At 38.0% G+C, this 16,405-nt stretch carries 16 protein-coding genes; 2 read left to right on the top strand and 14 right to left on the bottom strand.

The window, feature by feature from the left end:
* The 8 genes from QSJ81_RS04225 to QSJ81_RS04190 all read right to left on the bottom strand — a co-directional run bounded on the left by QSJ81_RS04225 (position 1) and on the right by QSJ81_RS04190 (position 9,211).
* Positions 1–1,068 (bottom strand): 3-methyl-2-oxobutanoate dehydrogenase subunit VorB, encoded by a 1,068-nt coding sequence (locus tag QSJ81_RS04225; protein WP_285716170.1) that lies wholly within the window; start codon positions 1,066–1,068, stop codon positions 1–3.
* Positions 1,069–1,083: 15 nt separating this feature from the next.
* The gene (locus tag QSJ81_RS04220) at positions 1,084–1,287 is read right to left on the bottom strand and encodes a 4Fe-4S binding protein (RefSeq protein WP_285716169.1); all 204 of its coding nucleotides are present in this window, start codon (positions 1,285–1,287) and stop codon (positions 1,084–1,086) included.
* A 33-nt stretch (positions 1,288–1,320) separates the two neighbouring features.
* Positions 1,321–2,667 carry an acetyl-CoA hydrolase/transferase family protein gene (locus QSJ81_RS04215; RefSeq protein ID WP_285716168.1) on the bottom strand — a complete coding sequence of 449 codons (1,347 nt, stop codon included), beginning with the start codon at positions 2,665–2,667 and terminating at the stop codon, positions 1,321–1,323.
* A 29-nt stretch (positions 2,668–2,696) separates the two neighbouring features.
* Positions 2,697–3,776 (bottom strand): Glu/Leu/Phe/Val family dehydrogenase, encoded by a 1,080-nt coding sequence (locus tag QSJ81_RS04210; RefSeq protein ID WP_285716167.1) that lies wholly within the window; start codon positions 3,774–3,776, stop codon positions 2,697–2,699.
* Positions 3,777–3,941: 165 nt separating this feature from the next.
* A complete protein-coding gene (locus QSJ81_RS04205) occupies positions 3,942–5,717 on the bottom strand; it encodes a sigma-54 interaction domain-containing protein (protein WP_285716166.1) in 1,776 nt (591 codons plus the stop codon).
* A gap of 211 nt (positions 5,718–5,928) precedes the next feature.
* The gene (locus QSJ81_RS04200) at positions 5,929–6,867 is read right to left on the bottom strand and encodes a DUF6263 family protein (protein WP_285716165.1); all 939 of its coding nucleotides are present in this window, start codon (positions 6,865–6,867) and stop codon (positions 5,929–5,931) included.
* Positions 6,868–6,946: 79 nt separating this feature from the next.
* Positions 6,947–7,888 (bottom strand): 5'-nucleotidase, encoded by a 942-nt coding sequence (locus tag QSJ81_RS04195; RefSeq protein ID WP_285716164.1) that lies wholly within the window; start codon positions 7,886–7,888, stop codon positions 6,947–6,949.
* A gap of 321 nt (positions 7,889–8,209) precedes the next feature.
* Positions 8,210–9,211: a YhdH/YhfP family quinone oxidoreductase gene (locus QSJ81_RS04190; protein ID WP_285716163.1), complete on the bottom strand. Its 1,002-nt coding sequence runs from the start codon at positions 9,209–9,211 to the stop codon at positions 8,210–8,212.
* Positions 9,212–9,386: 175 nt separating this feature from the next.
* Here QSJ81_RS04190 and QSJ81_RS04185 point away from each other — a divergent pair, with 175 nt between their 5' ends.
* Positions 9,387–9,815 (top strand): MarR family winged helix-turn-helix transcriptional regulator, encoded by a 429-nt coding sequence (locus tag QSJ81_RS04185; RefSeq protein WP_285716162.1) that lies wholly within the window; start codon positions 9,387–9,389, stop codon positions 9,813–9,815.
* 175 nt (positions 9,816–9,990) lie between these two features.
* On the opposite strand, the gene QSJ81_RS04180 is transcribed toward QSJ81_RS04185, so the two are convergent.
* Both QSJ81_RS04180 and QSJ81_RS04175 read right to left on the bottom strand, forming a co-directional pair.
* Positions 9,991–10,512, bottom strand: coding sequence for a hypothetical protein (locus QSJ81_RS04180; protein ID WP_285716161.1), 522 nt, complete (start codon positions 10,510–10,512; stop codon positions 9,991–9,993).
* A gap of 151 nt (positions 10,513–10,663) precedes the next feature.
* Entirely contained in the window at positions 10,664–11,158 is a 495-nt protein-coding gene (locus QSJ81_RS04175; protein WP_285716160.1) for a GNAT family N-acetyltransferase, read from the bottom strand.
* 139 nt (positions 11,159–11,297) lie between these two features.
* Between QSJ81_RS04175 and QSJ81_RS04170 the strand changes: the two genes are divergently transcribed.
* Positions 11,298–12,176, top strand: a complete 879-nt coding sequence (locus QSJ81_RS04170; protein WP_285716159.1) for a damage-control phosphatase ARMT1 family protein — start codon at positions 11,298–11,300, stop codon at positions 12,174–12,176.
* A gap of 68 nt (positions 12,177–12,244) precedes the next feature.
* On the opposite strand, the gene QSJ81_RS04165 is transcribed toward QSJ81_RS04170, so the two are convergent.
* From QSJ81_RS04165 to QSJ81_RS04150, 4 genes are all read right to left on the bottom strand, one after another.
* Positions 12,245–12,928 carry a response regulator transcription factor gene (locus tag QSJ81_RS04165; protein ID WP_285716158.1) on the bottom strand — a complete coding sequence of 228 codons (684 nt, stop codon included), beginning with the start codon at positions 12,926–12,928 and terminating at the stop codon, positions 12,245–12,247.
* Complete coding sequence (locus tag QSJ81_RS04160) at positions 12,925–14,094, bottom strand: HAMP domain-containing sensor histidine kinase (RefSeq protein ID WP_285716157.1); 1,170 nt, start codon at positions 14,092–14,094, stop codon at positions 12,925–12,927. Before QSJ81_RS04160 ends, QSJ81_RS04165 begins: the two co-directional genes overlap by 4 nt.
* A gap of 102 nt (positions 14,095–14,196) precedes the next feature.
* A complete protein-coding gene (locus QSJ81_RS04155) occupies positions 14,197–14,862 on the bottom strand; it encodes a hypothetical protein (protein ID WP_285716156.1) in 666 nt (221 codons plus the stop codon).
* Between the two features lie 207 nt (positions 14,863–15,069).
* Entirely contained in the window at positions 15,070–16,395 is a 1,326-nt protein-coding gene (locus QSJ81_RS04150; protein ID WP_285716155.1) for a 6-phospho-alpha-glucosidase, read from the bottom strand.
* Between the last annotated feature and the right edge of the window lie 10 nt (positions 16,396–16,405).

The raw sequence follows: 16,405 nt of genomic DNA, 5'->3' as shown, positions 1-16,405 counted from the left end.
TTATTTGCCCCCTTTGGTCTCAAATAATTTGAGTATCTGTTGATAAATTTCTTTGGGACTCATTATCATACCACCGGTGCGACCATAAAAATGAACTGGCTTAGCACATTGAATCGCAAGACTTACATCTTCCACCATTTGTCCGGCACTAAGCTCAACCGTTAGAACAGCTGCTGCTCCTCTAACAACCTTCGCTAATGCGTCCTTAGGAAAAGGCCACAAGGTGATAGGTCGGAATAAACCTACTTTGAGCCCCTCGGCTCTAGCCATTTCTACAGCTGTAAATGCAATGCGAGAAGCAATTCCGTAAGCAACAATTATAATCTCAGCATCTTCAGTATGAATTTCTTCCCACCGAGTTTCTTTTTCTTGGAGTATGGCATACTTCTTTTGCAGTCTATTGTTAGCTTGCTCCAGCATTTCTGGTTTCAATTGTAGGGTATTGATGATATTAGGCTTACTCCGTTCACCCATGCCAGTTGTCGCCCAGGGTTTTTCCACAGATAATACAGGCATGTCATGAAAGCTGGCTGGTTCCATCATTTGCCCTAGGGCACCATCGCCTAAGATCATCACTGGATTTAAATATTGGTCTGCCAAGTTAAAAGCATGTATTGTTAATTCAGCCATTTCTTGCACACTGTTAGGAGCGATTACAATTACGTGATAGTCTCCATGGCCACCACCTTTAGTAGCTTGAAAATAATCTGCCTGCCCAGGTTGTATGCCACCTAACCCTGGACCGCCTCTCATAATATTAACAATTACACAAGGCAATTCTGCAGCCGCAATATAGGAAATCCCTTCCTGTTTAAGACTCATTCCAGGACTGGATGAGGAAGTCATGACTCTGCCGCCGGCACCAGCAGCACCATAAACCATATTAATCGCTGCAATTTCGCTTTCTGCCTGTAAAAAAGTACCGCCTACTTCGGGCAAGCGCTTGGCCATATATTCAATTAACTCCGACTGGGGAGTAATCGGGTATCCAAAGTAATATTTGCAGCCCGCAACTACCGCAGCTTCACCAATCGCCTCGTTGCCTTTCATTAATATTTTTTCGGCCATATTTCTCACTCCAATCTACTTGTAAATTTCAATGACTACGTCTGGGCAAGTCTTTGCGCACAATGCACAGCCAATACACTTGAGAGTATCGGGACAGGTGGCTGGCTGGTAGCCCTTACTGTTAAATGTATCAGACATAACAATAATCTTTTGCGGACAAGCATCACGACAAAGTTCACAACCCTTACAGCGTTCTTCTCGAAACACTGGTTTTGGCACAATACATTCCCCCTAATCACTTTTTAGAAATATTTATAAATGCAATTTATTGCTTCTGCGCCATATCCCTAGTCTTTCAGCACCACATATCAATTCTTCGCGAAACCCTGGATGAGCAATGTTAATCAACCGTTCAGCTCTCTCCCAGGTAGATCGTCCTGCTAGATCAGCAATTCCCCACTCCGTTACAAAATAGTGGGCCTGAGTGCGAGGATTTGTCACAATCGAACTCTCTGGTAAACTTGGCAAAACACGCGACCTTACGAGTCCCGTTTTTTTATCTTTAAAGGTGGACGTAAAGCAAATGAAGCTTTTTCCTCCTGATGATAAATAACCCCCAGTTAAAAAATCCAATTGCCCTCCGGTACCGCTAATCTGACGGCTACCAGACGTTTCTGAGGTAACTTGACCAAATATATCAATTTCAACACAATTATTAATTGTTACCAAATTATCAATTTGCGCCATAACATGGGGATCATTGGTGTAATCAATCGGGTAAGAGGAGAGCTTAGGGTTGCCCTTAACCCAGTCATACAGCTCTTTACTACCGGCGCAAAACGAGAACACACCTTGACCCTTATTACTATTTTTTAGTTGATTTGTTATTTTACCAGCCCGACTCATCATCATATAAGCATCGACCAACATCTCTGTATGTAAGCCCAAATTCTTTAAATCGGATCTTGCAATCATTGTCCCCACTGCATTAGGCAGCGCGCCAACCCCTAGTTGAATTGTCGCGCCATCACCTATTTCCCCCATGATATATTGAGCAATCTTCTCATCCGTCTCTGAGGCTTTTATAGGGTTAATAACTGGCAATTCCGGATTATCACCTTCAACGATGTAATCCACTTCACTGATATGGATGGAATTTTCCCGCCCACCTGCAACAATCGGAAGTTTTTCATTGATTTCAAGAATTATGATTTTAGCTTGATCCGTTAGTGCTTTAGTTGCGGAATTTGTCAGGGAAAAATTAAAGTAACCATCTGCGTCCATTGGTGGAACAGTAAACATCGCCACGTCTACTTCCAAACTTTTGCGATAAAACAGTGGCAAGTTACGGTATATCATCGGGATATAATTGCAAAGCCCTTGCGCATTTAACTGCCGCTCATAACCACTAAAATGCCAGCTGTTATAGCAAAAATGTTCTCTGGTAGGATCTAGTTCAACAATTCTTAAAGGACTTAGCATTAATCCGCCCCTAACTTTAACATCCCAAAGTTCAGCCTTACGCTTCGCCAAGGCCTTATCCAATAAGATAGGCTGGGCCAATGCAAAATTGTAATCAACCCAATCGCCAGATTTAACGATCTTTACTGCTTGTTCCGCCGAAACAAGCTTCGTTTTATATTCTTGTGTGGGAACCATGAATTCCCCTCCCATAGGAAACTTATCTATTACTTTGCCTTCAGATAGGTCTTTTTCACTTGACGCATAACCCTTATACGCTCTTCGGCTAGAGTATTAGCAGCTTTATAAGTCGGAACATTATCTCTTTGAGCTATGGCAATAACTTTTTTTACATTTTCATAAATGGTTTCCACTTTTCGGATCGCCCGCTCCCGATTGTATCCACCTTCCAGCAATTCATCACATACGTTTATTACTCCACCGGCATTGATGATAAAATCAGGGGCATAAAGAATTCCTTTTCTTTCTAGAATATCGCCATGTCGCTCTTCTTTTAGCTGATTATTCGCAGCCCCAGCGATAATACAACAATTCAGTCTTGGGATTGTTGTATCATTAATAATAGCCCCTAAGGCACATGGTGAAAAAATATCACAGTTAACATCATAGATTTCTTCTGGCTTAACGGCGGTGGCACTAAAATCTTTTACTACCCGCATTACATTATCTTCGTTAATATCAGTGACATATAGAGTAGCCCCTTCATCATGTAACAGTTTGCAAAGAGCATATCCAACATGACCTAACCCTTGTACTGCGATCACCTTTCTCGCCAGAGAATCACTTCCCCATACAGCATTAGCGCATGCCTTGATGCCTTTCCATGTGCCATAAGCCGTCATCGGTGAAGGATCACCGCTAGAACCGGCAACTGATCCCAATCCTGCCACGTTATGGGTTTCCATACGAATATAATCCATATCTTCAACACAGGTACCAACATCTTCTGCTGTAATATAACGCCCGCCTAACCCCTCAACATATCGTCCGAAGGCTCGGAATAAGGCTTCGCTCTTGTCTTTTTTCGAATCACCGATAATGACTGCTTTTGCACCACCAATATTGAGTCCTGCCGCTGCATTTTTATATGTCATCCCCCGTGCCAGACGCAAGGCGTCCATAATAGCCTCTTCCTCGCTGGCATAATTCCACATTCTCGTGCCGCCCAGTGCCGGGCCAAGAGTCGTATCATGAACACAAATAATAGCCTTTAGTCCAGAAGCTGGATCATGACACATTAGCAATTGTTCATACTCATTTTTTACAAGATATTCAAAAATTTCCATTAATATCCCCCTCTTCATTTGACCAATTCCTAATACTAGTAATTGCAAGAAATATGCCAGTCCTACCATTCAATGTAAATAACATTGAATACAAAAAACACCTGCAAAAATTTGCAGGTGTTGAAGAAATTTGCATTGCATTTGTGCAACTTTTTTCAAAATTAGTTATCCAGAAGCAATGTTATATTTCTTAATTTTATAGTAAAGATTACGCAGGGATATTCCTAATTGTTTAGCAGTATTCTCCCTGCAGCCTTCATTTGCTGATAGTGCCGTCACAACTGCCTCATACTCAGCCCTTTCCAACGTCTCGGCTAGGGTACTGGTATTGACATTTGATATTTTAGCCATGTCACAACTCCCAGCCAAGGGTAGTAACTGTGGCAAATGAGAAAATAGCATGGTACTTTCGCTAAACCGCATGTTAATCATGCCACGGGCTAAAACATTCTCTAGCTCACGAATATTTCCCGGCCAAAGATAGTTGCTTAGAGTCTGTAAGGCATCATTCGATACCATTTGTACATTACGTCCATATTCTTGATTCAGTTTTTTAAGTAAAAAATCTACTAAATGCGGCATCTCATCCAGCCGTTGACGCAATGGCGGAATAGCGATAGGAAAAATATTAAGGCGGTAGTATAAATCTTCCCGAAATAAGCCTTTTTTTACATCAAGGAACAAATCACGATTCGTTGCAGCAATAACACGTATTTGGACGGGAATGGGTTTGGCCCCGCCAACCCGCACAATTTCCTTTTCTTGCAGTACCCTGAGTAGTTTAACTTGCACAGCTAATGAAATTTCTCCGATTTCATCTAGAAGAATGCTGCCACCATCGGCTTCTTCAAATAGGCCTTTTTTACCACCTTTGCGACCACCAGTAAAAGCACCTTCTTCATAGCCAAACAATTCACTTTCCAGCAGTGATTCGGTCAGAGCAGCACAATTGACTCGAACAAAAAGGTTATTTTTACGTTGACTGGCATGGTGAATGGCGTGAGCAAAAAGTTCCTTGCCTGTCCCTGTTTCACCAGTTAACAAGACGGTCACTGGCGTATTAGCGGCCCGCCTAGCTAATTCTATCGTATTTAACATGGCTGATCCCTGGGCCACAATGTCATCAAAGGTATAGCGACTTTGAATTTTTCGGATGAGGCATTTCATCCGTCCCAATTCTTCGTTTAGTTGACGTATTTCAGAAACATCATGCACAACGGCTACACTGCCTTGTAATTCTCCATTTATAATAAGGGGAGCAGCATTGACAATGACCTCTTTGCTTTGGGGTCCTACCTGCAAGGGAACACCACGCACAGGTACTAATGTCTTCATTACCTTAATATGCATACTTTCCCCTTCACAAATATCAATCGTTGGAGATTTCCCCAACACCTCGTCCTTACTCAAACCAACAAGACTTGTATAGGCCGGATTGACTAGAATGATTCTTCCGTCTCGATCCACAACTGAAATAGCATCTTGCGAGGATTCAATAATTGATTCTAGTAGTATTTTCATTTCTTTTATACTAGTAATTTCTCCCGATAAATTGATTATATCGGTAATATCCCGGAAGACAGCTACCGCCCCGATAATTTTATTGTCACTATCACGAACTGGCATACGATTGGTTATGATTCGTAAGTGGCCAATCGTTTGTTGTTGGTTAAGTTCAGAAATACCCGAACTGAGTACTAAAGGTAAACGAGTACCAGGAACGACCTCGCTTACCAACCTTCCTAGCATGTCCTCAGCTTTAACCATCAAAAGCCGTTCGGCAGCACAATTAAACAAGCTAATAATTCCATGCTCGTCCACCGCAATCATGGCGTCATAGGTAGAATTTAAAAATACCTCCAGTTTCCGGTCATGAGGATTCCATGTAACATATTCCTGCTTTTTTTGAGGTGTATACACTGTTCCCTTTTCTCGGCTCATCACTGCGCCCCCCCATATCAAGTCACGCATAGTTTCCTTACTATTTTTATAAAAATAGCTCCTAGAATAATCATATTCTAGGAGCTACATAACTAGAACAAATCCGGTTTTAGCCGATGGAACTTTCAAAACCCTTTAAGAATTAGTCATAAACTAATACTACATTTATCCTAAATAGAAAACCCAGCATTAAAATGCTGGGCTACTTAATTTATTGTTTTGTAGTTTCGCAGGTAATTTTTGCGACTATTTTTATTGGAAGCTTTACTTCTTCTGCTTTTGCCGGGTTCGATACTTCAATTTCCCCATTTATATTCTCGACCATAGTTCCATTTTGAATAAGACCGTTACTCTTATTAATATTGAAACTTCCCACACAATCGCCACTTAAATTTACATTTGACTTTACTCCCATGAACTCTACTCCCTGACTATTAGGCGTAGTAGCTATACTTGCCTGTAGGTCAGCAGATAGCAGCCCATTCTTTTCTCCTAATAGCTTCCATTTACTCGTCATTGTAATAGGATACACCGCTTTTATTTCATAAGTACTTTCCCATGAATCACCAATCTGAATGCTTTTCTCAGGATAGTAACCCATTGAGTTTTTGAGCATTGTTTTGATAGCATCATCGCCAAAGCTCTGAACTACTATTTTTCTAAACGCTTTCTTTTGTTCCTCATTTCCTGGCATGCTATCAGCCATTCCATTTAGGATGTCATTAGCCCCATTTATTTCTAGCAAATGTCCCTTTTTATCTAATTTAACAGTAAAACCCTTCCCAATCATACTGCTATATATGGCACTTAACGGAGTTTGGGGATTATTCTGGCTTGCAGAATCGTACTCCATTTTCTGTCCTGCAGCTTCTGAAGAAACTTTGATGGAATCATACCTATAATATATGGTTGCATTTTTATCCTTATCTACATCTTGCACATCCAAAGAATAATTCATATCTACGACTTGCTTTACTTGTACTTCCCTATTGTTTGCGCGCATATTTGTTTCAATATTATTTACTATATGAACATTGTACTTATCACCTGTATGTACATTAAGATTTAATTCAAAAGCATCTGCAAATCCAGAGACTAGAAACGTCAATAATACCGTACAGAATATTGTTAGCCAATTTTTCAACTTCATTTTTTCCTCCAAAAATATATATTTATTATCCGCAGTCTACTATCCTTGAACTATCTACACGAGTATAAAGAACCTTCACCTAAGTCGTTAAATACGTCTCTACATCAGACTGTTTTTTATTTTTCACACCACTTGGTACATGCCCTGTAGGTACAACCTTCGAAGCATTAAGGCAATATGTATGCTGATCATCAAAAAAGATATGAGGATTAAAACTTTCTAAAATAGCAGCCTTATCTAATCCACCTAAGAAGAATGCTTCATCAACACCAATCCCCCATGCTCGCAATGTTTTTATTGCCCTTTTATGTGCTGGTGCACTACGAGCCGTCACCAATGCTGTTCTTATTGGTTTTTGGCTTTCATTTTTATAGGTTTTTTGTAAATTGTGTAATGCCGCTAAAAACATTTTAAAAGGGCCAGGAGTTAAAGGTACTTCACATTTTTCACTTTCATTCTTTTGAAACTCAATTAACCCCATGTCTTGATATATTTTTTCGGCCTCATCACTAAAAATAACAGCATCACCATCAAAAGCTATTCTAATTTCTTCCAAATCATCATTCCCATCGGAATAAATTCCCTCATAAATCGTAGCACTAGCGTATCCATTTTCCAGTGCAAGCATTACATCCTCTGGATTAGCAGATAAAAATAAATCTGTCTTAAATGCTTGTAGATATTTATAAGGTGATCTCCCTCTAGAAAATGCAGCCCGAGTAATTTTTAAGCCATGTTTTTCAATCGAATTAAATACCCGCAGCCCAGTATTAGGGTCATTCTTAGAAATCAAAATTATTTCTACCATAGTATCCTGGGTTATAGGATTACGAAGCTCTAATAATTTTTTTATCAACGGAAATGCTACGCCACACTGTAGTAATTCATTTTCGTGTTCTATCTGATATTTAGTATACTCTTCCTCTCCTTTTTCTTCAAAAATCTTATTACTTGCAGCTAAATCGAAAAGAGCGCGGGAAGATATACCAATTACCAATTTTCCCTCTAATGTAACAGACACAGCAATCCTCCTTGTTTTTTGTTATAGAATCAAAAGGGGGGGTTCTTGACGAGTCAAACCCATTTTCGTCACATGCATCAATATATATTTATAAACTTCTTTTGAAAAACAATATGTATATTTGTTCCTATTTACCATTAAAATACAAAACTCCTGCAAAGCTAGGCTACTTTACAGGAGTTTGTCGTATATATTTGTTCTTTGATCAGCTCTTCTTATTCGAAATCTACAATGGCTCATTTAGCAAAACAAAAGAGCCTTTCCGTTGTCTTGTGTTGCCATGTCTTAAGATAGCATTTGCTTATAGATCTTTCTAGTTGTTTATAAATCAAGATTAACTATAGTTCTACCTTGGAGTTTCCCTTGTAGAATTAAGTCAATTTTTTTATTTAAATTATCTAAAGATACTTCTTCTACATTTTGTTCTAAGTTATGAGGCTTCCATTCATTAGCTAACAAAGACCAAATCTCTAACCTTAAATCCATAGGACACATTACTGAATCTACTCCATATAGAGTGATCCCCCTTAAAATAAAAGGATAGACAGAGGTTAATAGTTCAGGAGAGGCTACATTTCCGCAACATGTTACACTTCCGCCATAGTTAGTAGATTTCAGCGCAGTTGCTAACATATTTCCACCTACTGTATCGATTACACCAGCCCAATTTCCTTTTAAGAGTATTTTACCAGATTTATCATCTAGTTCTTCTCTGAGAATAATATCTTTGGCTCCTATTTGTAATAACATATCCTTTGCGTCAGGCTTTCCTGTAGCTGCAATGACACTATAACCAAGCTTATGAAGAATACTCACAGCAATACTACCTACGCCACCTGTTGCTCCTGTTACTAAGATGCCACCAGCCGATGGTTTAACACCCCCATGTATCAATTTATAAACAGAGAGAGCAGCAGTAAAGCCAGCGGTACCATATATCATAGTTTCTTTTAGCGAAAGATTCGTGGGTAATTTAACAACCCAATCAGCAGGGACCTGAATATACTGACCATATCCCCCAGATGTATTCATACCTAGATCGTACCCTGTAACGAGCACTTTATCTCCAGCATGGAACTTTTCATTTTTGCTTTCGGCAACAATACCTGCAGCATCTATACCTGGAGTATGAGGATATTTCCGCGTTACTCCTTTATTGCCGGAAGAAGAAAGAGCATCCTTATAATTTAAAGAAGAATACTTTACATTGATTAGAACATCACCCTCAGGAAGAGTGCTGACGTCTCTATTGACAATCTTCCTTGAGAATTGATTGTCATCCCCCTCTGTGACTACTAGCGCTTTAAATTGAGTTATAGACATACATCCACATTCCTTTCGACATATAGTTTGACACAAAACTATTATACCATAGGATAGTTTTGCGTCAAACTATATTGGTTTTTTAAAATTTATTGTATTGACATGAAGTTTTACGTAAAATTATAATTAACTAGTTATTAAATATAGGCTTACGAGTCATGATGAGGTTGCTAAGATGAAGGATAAATACATAATCTACTTCATGAGTAGAACGAAGAACAAAATGTTACATTTTATTGAGGAACAATTACAGGAAAATCAATTGGATGATTTAATTCCTTCTCATGGAAATATTCTTACAGCACTTTATGAGAATCATGGCAAACTAACCATGAAACAAATTGCCCAAATAATCGGCAAGGATAAATCAACAATAACACCGCTAGTCAATAAACTATTAGATTTGGGTTATATCATAAAAGAGAAAAATGAAATAGATAAAAGAGTCACTTATATTATACTTACTGAAAGAGGAAAGCAAATAGAAGCAAAATTTAATGCTATTTCAAGAGAGGTATCTGTGACGGCTTATAAAGGTTTTTCGGCAGAGGAAAAGGAAGTTTTTCTGCGATTATTAAAGAAATTAAATAACAATTTTGATTAGAATTAGAGGGTGTTAAATCATGGTAATTGTAATAGAAAAAATAATGGTGAACAATATCCTATAGGTTCTATTCCGTTTATTAAAGTACAAAACTCCTGCAAGGCTAGGTGCTTTGCAGGAGTTTGTTGTATATATTGTTTTTTGATCATCCTTTTTTATTCGATGGATAGTTCGATTAAGGAATACTAGCCAATATTCTTTGCATGATGGGGCGCCAATACTGCGTGTCACTATCCGCGCACATATAACCGAACATTTTAAGTCCATCGGCTCCCGGGATTATTGTCATATCCATATTCGCTACAATGCCAGCACTAGGTATGCCTAACTTCACTGTAGTTGTGGCACCCTCTCTTCCTCCGATCATCACTCGTCTGGCTTTTTCAGTGGACAAAACATCATTGTTTTTGCTGATCTTTTCCTCAATAACTCGATTCAGAAGCACATCCGTTTTTATCATATCTCCAAACTCATTAGAGGACATATTACTAATCGGCATTAGTATAGCACCCCGCCATACTGCACCGTCCTTAGCCCTAAAGCTATAATTTATTTGCCCCTTCTTATCATGACTTTCTGTCATCACAACATCTTGTCCAAGTTCCACCTGACCGACACCTAAGATTACTACCGGATTGGCTGCAACAGGCCCACAAGTCAGTAACATCAGACAAATTACTAGTATTATCTTTCGCATCGTATCACCTCCCGCATAGTTATGGAGTATCACATTAAAATTCATTAGATGGCTAATTTTACCACCTCAGGACACCAATAAGCAACAAGAAAATCACCTATATACTTTATCGACAAAAGGCGCGCCTCTAAAGCGAACTAGTAATAATTTTTCAGCTAATTATTTTTTGATAAGCAACAACATCAAGTAGTTGCCCGAATTTTTGTCCTACTTCTTTGTAGTGGGCGCATTTTATATAGCCATTTTTTTCAAAAAGTCTGATGCTTTTTTCATTTTCCCCGCATATTGTGGCTACCAGCACATGCACTTTATATTTTCTAGCGTAGTCTTCAACATGTTTTATTGCCATACTGCCAATACCTTTCCCTATAAAATCTGGTTTTAAATAAATTGTAACTTCGGCAGTATCGTCATAAGCTTCTCTTTTTTTGTGCTGGGTGATAAGAACATAACCACAAATTTCATTTTCTTCAAATATTACAAATGTCTTATATTTCTCGTTATTAAAGAAAACTATTTCCCGCATTTCTTCCCGCGTCAACAGACGCGAATGAAACGTCGCCGTAGTATTGAGGATATAGTGAGTATAAATTTGTAATACCTCATCAAGATATTCTTCTTTCATTTCATAAAGATATTTTCCCATCTCAAACCTCCTCCTTTGATTCTTACATAGTTATTGTGGTGACTTTGATCTGTTCCCTACTTGATAACATGCAGGATATATCGTATTATTTTCGAAAGTTATAAGTAAGTATATGGCTAAAATAAGGAGAATAGTAATTATGAATTTAAATCTTAATTGTATACTCTGCAATCTAAAACAAGTTTTAACAGTAACAGATTTGGTTAATTTAGACTCAGATTGCAAAGAAGTAATTATGCGTGACGTTCTTGGGTATTTACAAAATACTAATTATAAAAGATCTAACCCTGAGATTATCAAGGGTACTTGGGATATTATTACTAAACACATTGCTAATACAAATCCTTATAGAGAAATCAAAAATCACTACAATAGTGAAGTTATGAAAATTGCCGATAAGATACGAAACTTAATCAATCAATCGGAAGATAAGTTTAATACTGCGTTAAAAATTGCTATCACTGCGAACCTGATCGACTTTGCGGCTAACCATACTTTTGATGAAAAAATGCTGCTCGAAAAAATAAATATTATTAATGAGCAATTTATGCCCATTGATGATAGTAAAAAGCTATACGAAAAATTACAAGCAGCAAAAACACTTCTCTACTTAGGTGATAACTGTGGCGAAATAGTAATTGATAAGATTTTTATTGAATATTTAAATGCAATCTTTCCAAACATAAAAGTTTATTACGCTGTTAGAGGAGAGGCAATTGTCAATGACGTTACAGTAGAGGATGCAGATATGGTAAAAATGCAAGAGGTGGCCGAAGTGATTAGTAATGGTGATGGATCCCTCGGTACCGTGATTGCAAAAACTAGTGCAGTTTTTAGACATGTTTTTTATAAAGCGGATGTGATCATTGCTAAAGGTCAAGGGAATTATGAAAGCTTGAGTGAAATCGATCGCAATCATATCTTCTTTCTTTTTATGGCCAAATGTGATGCTGTAGCAAGTTCCTTACACGTAGCCAATCTATCCATTCTTTGTTCTGAATATCAGTATAAAGGATAAGTCAATATATGTACTATTAAAATACAAAAACTCCTGCAAAGCTACTCCTTGCAGGAGTTTTACGTACATTAGGGATTAAAACGATAGCCCGTTCCCCAGAGTGTTTCAATAAATTCTGGGTTGGATGGGTCTTTCTCAATTTTCTTGCGGATTTTTTGAATATGAACAGCAACAGTTGCGTTATCGCCAAAGCACTCATCTCCCCATATTGTATCAAAAATATGTGCTTTGGTAAAAACGATATTCGGATTGGAAGCCAAGAATAATAACAGATCATATTCCTTAGTTGTTAATTGGATTGGCATGCCATTCACTGCAACTTTATGGGATGCTATGTTGATTTCCAAACCCTTATGTTGAATTATTTCAGAAGGAGTATGCCCTTTTAAACGTTCATAGCGTTTGATATGAGATTTAATTCTAGCAATTAGCTCTGCAGGGCTAAAGGGTTTTGTCAAATAATCATCTGCTCCAAAGTCGAGTCCTCTAATTTTATCAATGTCATCATTGCGAGCTGAGACGACAATAATAGGTATCTCTAGTTTTTTTCGGATCTCTTTTATAATCTCAAATCCATCTTTTTGGGGCAACATCAAATCAACGACAATAACATCATATATACCCGTCATTGCCTTTTTTAGGCCTAACACTCCATCTTGAACAATCTCAGCTTTATAGCCATTAAATTGCAGATAGTCCCGTTCCAGCTCAGCAATGTCCATGTCGTCTTCAATAATTAATACACGTTTCATGTTGTGCTCTCATCCTTATACTTTTGAAAAATTGGAAGCTTAATCGTAAAACAAGTGCCTTCCTTCTCTTTACTCGAAACAGTAATTTTCCCACAGTGAGCCTCGATTAGTTCCCTCGCGATTGCTAGACCAAGTCCAGTACACATATATTCTTTTTTGCGTTCTATATCAATACGATAAAAACGTTCAAAAATATGTGGCAACTTATCTGCAGCAATTCCATATCCATTGTCTTCAATCGCAAGACAAATATAATTTTTTTCTAGATACATCCTAATTCTGATAGATAAATCATTTTCCGGACCATGCTGGACAGCGTTACTTATAATATTGTTGAAAGCTTGGTGAAATCTTTTGCCATCAAGGTTTACGCGATATTCTTGTTTAAGATCTGCAGTATATTGGAACCGGATATTTTTTTCTTCCAGATCAAATTTATATTCTTCCATAAAATCATCCATAAAAGTACCGATTTCTACACTCTCAAAAGCGAAATCTAATTTTTGCATATCCAATTTTGAAAAAAGGAATAGATCATCAATCAATTTATTGATATAAACCGTATTATGATGGATGGTTTCTAGATACTTGTCCTTGTCACCCTGAAATGTAATATTCTTATCCAGCAAGGCTTCAATATAGCCCTGAATAGCCGTTATTGGTGTTTTTAAATCATGAGAAATATTAGCGACCAGGTTTTTTCGATTTTCTTCATACTCGTTTTGTATTCTTTCACTCTCATATAATTTTTGTGCCATTTCGTTAAACGAATAAATCAATAAACCCAGATCATTGGGGACATCACACTCAACTTTTACATTATAGTTTCCCTTAGAAATTTCATCTACACCTAGCTTAAGCTTTTCAATTGGTGTAAATATTCGTTTTTCTAAACGCAGCATAAAAATAAAATGGACTATTTCTTTTATAATAATGACGACTGCGAAAAAAATGCCAATTCCTTTAAAGCCTACCCAATTAAATAATAGGTACAAAATAAGGATATTAATCAATACAAAAGCTGGTCTAAAGTAGCGGAAATATTGATGATATTTATGAAATTCCCGATGATGATGTAAATGAATTCTTTGGAAGTTTGAGAAACATTTATCGTCACATTGATTGTGCCTTTTAGAATTAAAATGACGTCTACTGGGCCTAAACATCAAAATCACCTGCTCTTTACGTATTGCCTTATTATATTATAAATAATGAAAAGGGCGCAAACCATTCTTTCAGCTTGCACCCAGTAATATAGTAACCTAGAATTATTGATTAAGTTGCAATTCAGCGACTATGTCCAGCAAATGCTGCTCATTTTCTTCATTGCGTTGTGCGCCGTCAAAAGCGATCACGATTTTCTCAATGTCATAATTTTTATTGACGGTCATAGCGAATGAAAATTTACCTTTCTCTATGCAGCAAAACTCTCTCATAAAGCAGCAATGTCCCCGACCGTGGTCACTCTCAGCATGACTCATTCGTTCCTGGAGTAGTGTTTTGATATCTTCAGGTAGTTCCGCTACCTCCAATGTAACCAGAATTGTTTTATCTTCCTGTTCTTCTACTTTGATGCTGTTTAAGAGGCCTAAAACAAAGGAGAGTTTTGTAAGTTTGTCCTTTATGCTCCCACATCTGCCACCAGCATGATTCATATGTCTAAATAGTCCGTGACGCATACCATGCATTCCATTTCCTGGGCAATGCTTCGTAAACTCGGTAGTGCTCTGATGTTTGACTTGCTTTCCTTCATAATTTACTTCGGAAGTTATGCTTGCCTTAGTCTGCATTGTCACAAGATTTTTTTGAAATTCATTCTTTACATAAAAAACCTTTGTTTGGTCTTTTTTCACTTCCGCTGTTGCCACACCATTGATAACCTCTTTATCCCGTAACGTTTGAACCACATCATACAAAAATTTAAGCTTGTTCATCTTATTAATAAGCCTCCTTAATTTGTTATGAGCTTATTATAAGAAAAGATTTTAAACTGCCTATAAAGCAATTATAAAATTTTTATAAAGTTTTATAAATTAATCGTAAAAATAAATCTTGTCTAACATTATGCATTTACCCAAAATCGTTTTCTACAAAAAAAAGCCACTAACATTTAGGTGTTAGCGGCCTTCTTTCAGTGATCGTTATTTGAGTTCCGGCCAGTATTCTTTGTTGGCTTTAATGAGATCATCAAGAATAAGCTTTGCAACCTTGGCACTTGGTACTGTCTTGGACATTGTCAGTGCCTGCCAGAGTTTTAGGTATGAGCCTTCTACCCACGCTTCAACAACAAGCTTTTCTACTGATACCTGCTGCTGCATAAGCCCCTTCTGAAACTGTGGAATCTTGCCCACAGTCAAAGGTTCTGGTCCTTTGCAGCCTACGATGCAAGGAATTTCCACCATAGCTGTCGGATCAAAGTTAGAAATAGCACCGTTGTTTTCAACAATCAGAAGCATTCTTTCCTTTGTGTTATAGGCAATAGCTCTTGCAAGATCTACGATGTAAGAAGCATGTTCATCCACTTCAAAGTCACATTCCTTGGCCGTGCCTGCTGATGCAATGCGGCGACATTCGCCGAATACGGTCTTTTCACGGCCATCCATGACTTCGTTGGCTCTTGTATATTCGCGGTTGGAATGTTCCACAACTTCGTCCTGGCAGAGATAATATTTGAGGTATGTGTTCGGCAGTGTACTTGGATCAAGTTGATAAAACTCTTTGACTGTGTCGTAAGTAACCGTCCAGCTAGTATCTGCCTTGAATTCCGGTATTTCAAGATTGTAGCCTTTTTTGCCAACATATTCACGAATTTTCGGCATAAGGTCGTTGCCATGATGATCCATGATACTGGTCCACCAGCCGAAATGATTCAGACCATAATATCTGATTTCCATTTCCTTACGGGATTTGAGTCCAGCAATGGCTGCCATGCGGCGTTCAATGCCAATCGGCATATCGCAGATATTCAGAATCTTAGCATTTGGCCTGAGTTTACGGGTTGCTTCGGCGACAATCGCTGCTGGATTGGAGTAGTTAAGCATCCATGCATTTGGCGAATATTTTTCCATATAATCAATAATTTCAATGATCCCGCCGATAGAACGCATACCATAGGAAATTCCTCCAGGACCGCAGGTTTCCTGACCAAGTACATTGTATTTAAGCGGAATCTTTTCATCAAGTTCACGCATTGCATATTTCCCGACACGGATATGTGCCATGATGAAATCGATATCTGTGAAGGCTTCCTTCGGATCTGTGGTAGCTTCAAATTCAATATCCGGTGCCTTTTCACGCAAAATTATTTCACAAGCCTTCGCTACAACCTCCTGACGCTTTGCATCATTATCATAGAATTTCAATTTGCGAATTGGAAACCTATCCAAATTAGCCAAAAGCATCATTACAATTCCCGGCGTAAATGTACTGCCGCCACCTGCTACTACTACTGAAAAATTTTTACTCATAATAGATTCC

The sequence above is a fragment of the Pelosinus sp. IPA-1 genome, from assembly GCF_030269905.1.
Classification (GTDB): domain Bacteria; phylum Bacillota; class Negativicutes; order DSM-13327; family DSM-13327; genus Pelosinus.
This window is presented reverse-complemented; position numbering and strand designations above follow the sequence as displayed.